Genomic DNA, 3,548 nt, shown 5'->3' with positions numbered 1-3,548 from the left:
GGCCCCGGCCGGCGGCTCCACCGCGAGGTCGACGCCGAACAGCGGGCGGACACCCTCCTTGGCACACGCCTTGGCGAACCGGACGGCTCCGGCCACGGTGTCCCGGTCGGTGAGGGCGAGCGCGTCCAGGCCCCGCTCCGCGGCACGCCGCGCCAGCCGCTCGGGATGCGAGGCACCGTGGCGGACGGAGAAGCCGGACGCGGTGTGCAGATGGGGGAAACCCGGCATGCGCACCTCCCGGCCTGCTTGTCGTCCCGTCCTGCCTGTCGAAACGACTATCGAACAAACGTTCACCCTCCTCTCCACCATAGACCACGTTCGAATCGCGAGGCGACCTCGGCCACTCCCGCCCCGCCCACCCTCCACCCGCTCCGAACAGCGGGAACCCCCCGCACGCCGGGCGTGCGGGGGGTTCCCCAGGATGCTGCGGAGGAGCAGCGGGACGACGCGGAGGAGCGACCGGTCAGAAGACCCGGACCCCGTAGGCGTTCAGGGCCTCGACGACCGGCTGGAAGAACGTCGTGCCGCCGGAGGAGCAGTTGCCGCTGCCGCCGGAGGTCAGGCCGTAGGCGATGCCGCTGGTGGAGTACAGCGGACCGCCGGAGTCCCCGGGCTCGGCGCAGACCGTGGTCTGGATCATGCCGCGGACGATGCCGTCGGCTCCGTAGTTCACGGTCGCGTTCAGCGCGGTGACCCGGCCGCTGTGGGTGCCGGTGGTGGAGCCGCGCCGCGTGACGGTGGTGCCGACGCTGGGCGTGGCGGCGCTCGTGATGTCCACGCTGCCCACGGTGCCCGACTTGGTCACCGAGGAGTTGGTGTAGCGCACGATGCCGTAGTCGTCGCCCGGGAAGCTCGAGCCGGACGTGGTGCCGAGGACCGTCGTGCGGCCGGAGTTCGAGTACCAGGAACCCGCGCCGTCGGTGCAGTGACCGGCGGTCAGGAAGTAGTCGTTGCCCGCGCTGTCCTTGACGTTGAAGCCGAGGGAGCAGCGCCAGCTGCTGGCGTAGATGGCGTCGCCGCCGGAGATGTACTTCTGGAACTTCCCGGAGGTGCGCTTGATGGTCAGCGCGCCGGCCTTGTCGCCGGCCTCCTTCTTGATCTTGTTGATCTCGGCCTGGGACACCGTGCTGTCGACGGTGACGACCACCCGGTTGGTCTTGGAGTCGACGGCCCAGGCGGTGCCCGCGATGTCCGCGTCCAGGACGGCGTCACCCGCCGCGGTGAGTTCACCGGCGCTGAAGGTGGCGACTTCGTCGGCACTGGCGGAGGGCACCGCGATCGCGGCGGCGGCCACCAGGCCGGTTGCCACGGCGAGCAGACGGGTTCGTCTCGTGACGCCGTTGGGGGTCGTGCGCTTGATCCTCACTCTTCGTTCCTCCACTTGGGAAGTCGGGGGCCCGCTTGTGGGGGCGCGGGCCCGTGAGGCGCAGCCGGGTGACACGGGCGACCGGGATTGCCGGACCCGCCGTGCCCCTGACAAGCGCTGCAGGGAGTATTCGGCCGGGCGACCGAGCCGCGCAAGGGTGCCTTTCGGCCGCCCGGCGAGGACGGCGTCGCCAAGCGCATTCCCCTCCGGCCCGGGCCACAGACGCCCAGCTCAGCGAAACCGCGCGGATGCAGCAACGGGTGTTCGCGCCCTCCTCGCTCCCCGCCCGTCGCCCCTTTCGCCCCTGGCCGGAACACGACCGTCCGCTTCCGTTGCGACGGTCCTACCTCGGCAATTCCTCACCGTCACTTCACACGCCGTTTTCGGACACGTGTTTCGGACACGCACCCCGACAGCCCCCACCGGACAGCGCCGGACAGCGCCGAAGACCCCGCCGACACGGGCCGGCCGCCGCCCCGGCACCTCCGGGACGGCGGCCGGTCCGCCACCTCACACCGATGTCACCTCACCGGTGCCGCCTCATGCCGACGCCACCTCATGCCGACACCACCTCACGCCGACGTCACCTCACACGAGTGCCGCGGAGCGCTCCCGGCCGGCGGTGCGCTCCCGGATGACCCGGTCCATCAACACCACCAGGACGTCCCGCACCGACCGGCGGTCACGCGCGTCGCAGTCCACCACCGGCACGTCGTCGTGCAGGCCCAACGCCTCGCGCACCTCGTCCAGTTCGAACCGCCGTGCTCCCGGGAAGTGGTTCACCGCCAGCACGAACGGGGCACGCTGCGCCTCGAAGTAGTCCAGCGCCGGGAAGCAGTCCTCGATCCGCCGGGTGTCGACCAGCACCACCGTGCCCAGCGCCCCCTCCACCAGGTCGTCCCAGAGGAAGGAGAACCGGTCCTGGCCGGGCGTCCCGAACAGGTAGAGGGAGATCGCCGGGTTCAGCGTGATCCGGCCGAAGTCGAGCGCCACGGTGGTGGTGGTCTTGGACTCCACCCCGTCCAGCGAGTCGACCCCCACCGACACCTGCGTGATCGCCGCCTCGGTGTCCAGCGGCTCGATCTCGGAGATGGCCCCGATGAACGTGGTCTTGCCGACCCCGAGCCCACCGCTCACCACGATCTTCACGGCCAGCGGAACCATCTTGTCAGAGCGCCCGGACATGATCCCTGATCCTTTCCAGCGTATGGAGCGACAGCTCCGCGGGTTGGCGGCAGGCGAGATGCCCGGTGTCGACCAGGTCGGAGATCAGCACCCTGGCGACCCCCAGCGGAACCCCCACCCGATGCGCCACCTCGGCGACGGTCGTCGGGCTCTCGCACACCGCGGCCACCCTCTTGCGTTCGAAGGTCAGCGACTCGTCCGGCGAACGGACTGCGACCACCAGCGTCTCCAGTCTCAGATCGCTCTGCAGCGGCTCCACCCGTCCACCGGTGATGATGAACGGCCTGACGAAACTGTCGTCCTCTTCCATGGGCTGCTCACCGTTCACCGGGGCAGGGACTGGCGCAGGTCGGCGATCAGGGCCGGGGTGAGCAGGTCGCCGGCCCGTTCCGCGAGCACGGCCATCTCGTAGCCGACCAGGCCGAGTTCGCCGCTGCTGTCGGCGAGCACCCCGAGACAGCTGCCGTCCCGGATCGCCGAGACCAGCAGGAATCCCCGCCCCATCTCGATCATGATCAGCTTCACGCCGTCGAAGCCGTACCGCCGCGAGGCGCTGCGCGCCAGGCTGGACAACCCCGACACGATGGCCGCCAGATGGTCGGCCTCGGTCCGCCCGAGTCCCTCGGAGACCGCGATCAGCAGTCCGTCCGAGGAGACCGCCACCGCGTCGCGCACCCCGTCGGTGTTGCGGACGAAGGCAGCGAGCAGCCAGTTGAAGGCCTGCGAGTCCTGGTCGGTCGGCGCTGCGTTCTGGTGGGGAACTGTGGTCACTTCGTCTCGCCCTCGTCACTCACGGCATCCTGGGGCGCACGGGCGTCGGCGCCCGCGCCGCGTTCCGTGTCCCTCTCCTTCTCCTTCTGCACGCTGATCCCGCCCCGCAGGTGTGCGCTGCGCAGGGAGGAGAGCATCCCGGAGACCTGCTCCGGAGTGCGCTCCCGCTCCGGCGCGGGAGGCAGCGGCCGGGCCCCCGCCCGGTCGGTCTCGTCGACCGCGGCGC

General features: G+C 70.8%; 6 protein-coding genes. All 6 read right to left on the bottom strand.

Features of this window, described 5'->3' with window-relative positions:
• Nucleotides 1–228: PHP domain-containing protein (locus HW445_RS22710; RefSeq protein WP_180222817.1), on the bottom strand; the 228-nt coding region annotated here is incomplete at its 3' end.
• A gap of 235 nt (nucleotides 229–463) precedes the next feature.
• A complete protein-coding gene (locus HW445_RS22705) occupies nucleotides 464–1,366 on the bottom strand; it encodes a trypsin-like serine protease (protein ID WP_180222816.1) in 903 nt (300 codons plus the stop codon).
• A 588-nt stretch (nucleotides 1,367–1,954) separates the two neighbouring features.
• Nucleotides 1,955–2,551, bottom strand: coding sequence for an ATP/GTP-binding protein (locus HW445_RS22700; RefSeq protein ID WP_151774643.1), 597 nt, complete (start codon nucleotides 2,549–2,551; stop codon nucleotides 1,955–1,957).
• Nucleotides 2,535–2,861, bottom strand: coding sequence for a DUF742 domain-containing protein (locus HW445_RS22695; protein WP_180222815.1), 327 nt, complete (start codon nucleotides 2,859–2,861; stop codon nucleotides 2,535–2,537). The genes HW445_RS22700 and HW445_RS22695 overlap by 17 nt, the downstream gene beginning before the upstream one ends.
• A 14-nt stretch (nucleotides 2,862–2,875) precedes the next feature.
• Nucleotides 2,876–3,322, bottom strand: a complete 447-nt coding sequence (locus HW445_RS22690; RefSeq protein ID WP_180222814.1) for a roadblock/LC7 domain-containing protein — start codon at nucleotides 3,320–3,322, stop codon at nucleotides 2,876–2,878.
• The coding region (locus tag HW445_RS22685; protein WP_180222813.1) for a hypothetical protein at nucleotides 3,319–3,548 on the bottom strand (230 nt) is incomplete at its 5' end. The genes HW445_RS22690 and HW445_RS22685, both read right to left, overlap by 4 nt.

It is taken from the genome of Streptomyces sp. UH6 (assembly GCF_013421635.1).
GTDB lineage: Bacteria > Actinomycetota > Actinomycetes > Streptomycetales > Streptomycetaceae > Streptomyces > Streptomyces abyssomicinicus.
Note: the sequence above shows the minus strand (reverse complement) of the source record. Positions and strands in the feature narration are given on the sequence as shown.

Excerpts from the sequence above, each read along its gene's own strand:
- HW445_RS22700 (WP_151774643.1), bottom strand. The coding sequence starts at position 2,551 with ATGTCCGGGCGCTCTGACAAGATGGTTCCGCTGGCCGTGAAGATCGTG.
- HW445_RS22695 (WP_180222815.1), bottom strand. The coding sequence starts at position 2,861 with ATGGAAGAGGACGACAGTTTCGTCAGGCCGTTCATCATCACCGGTGGA.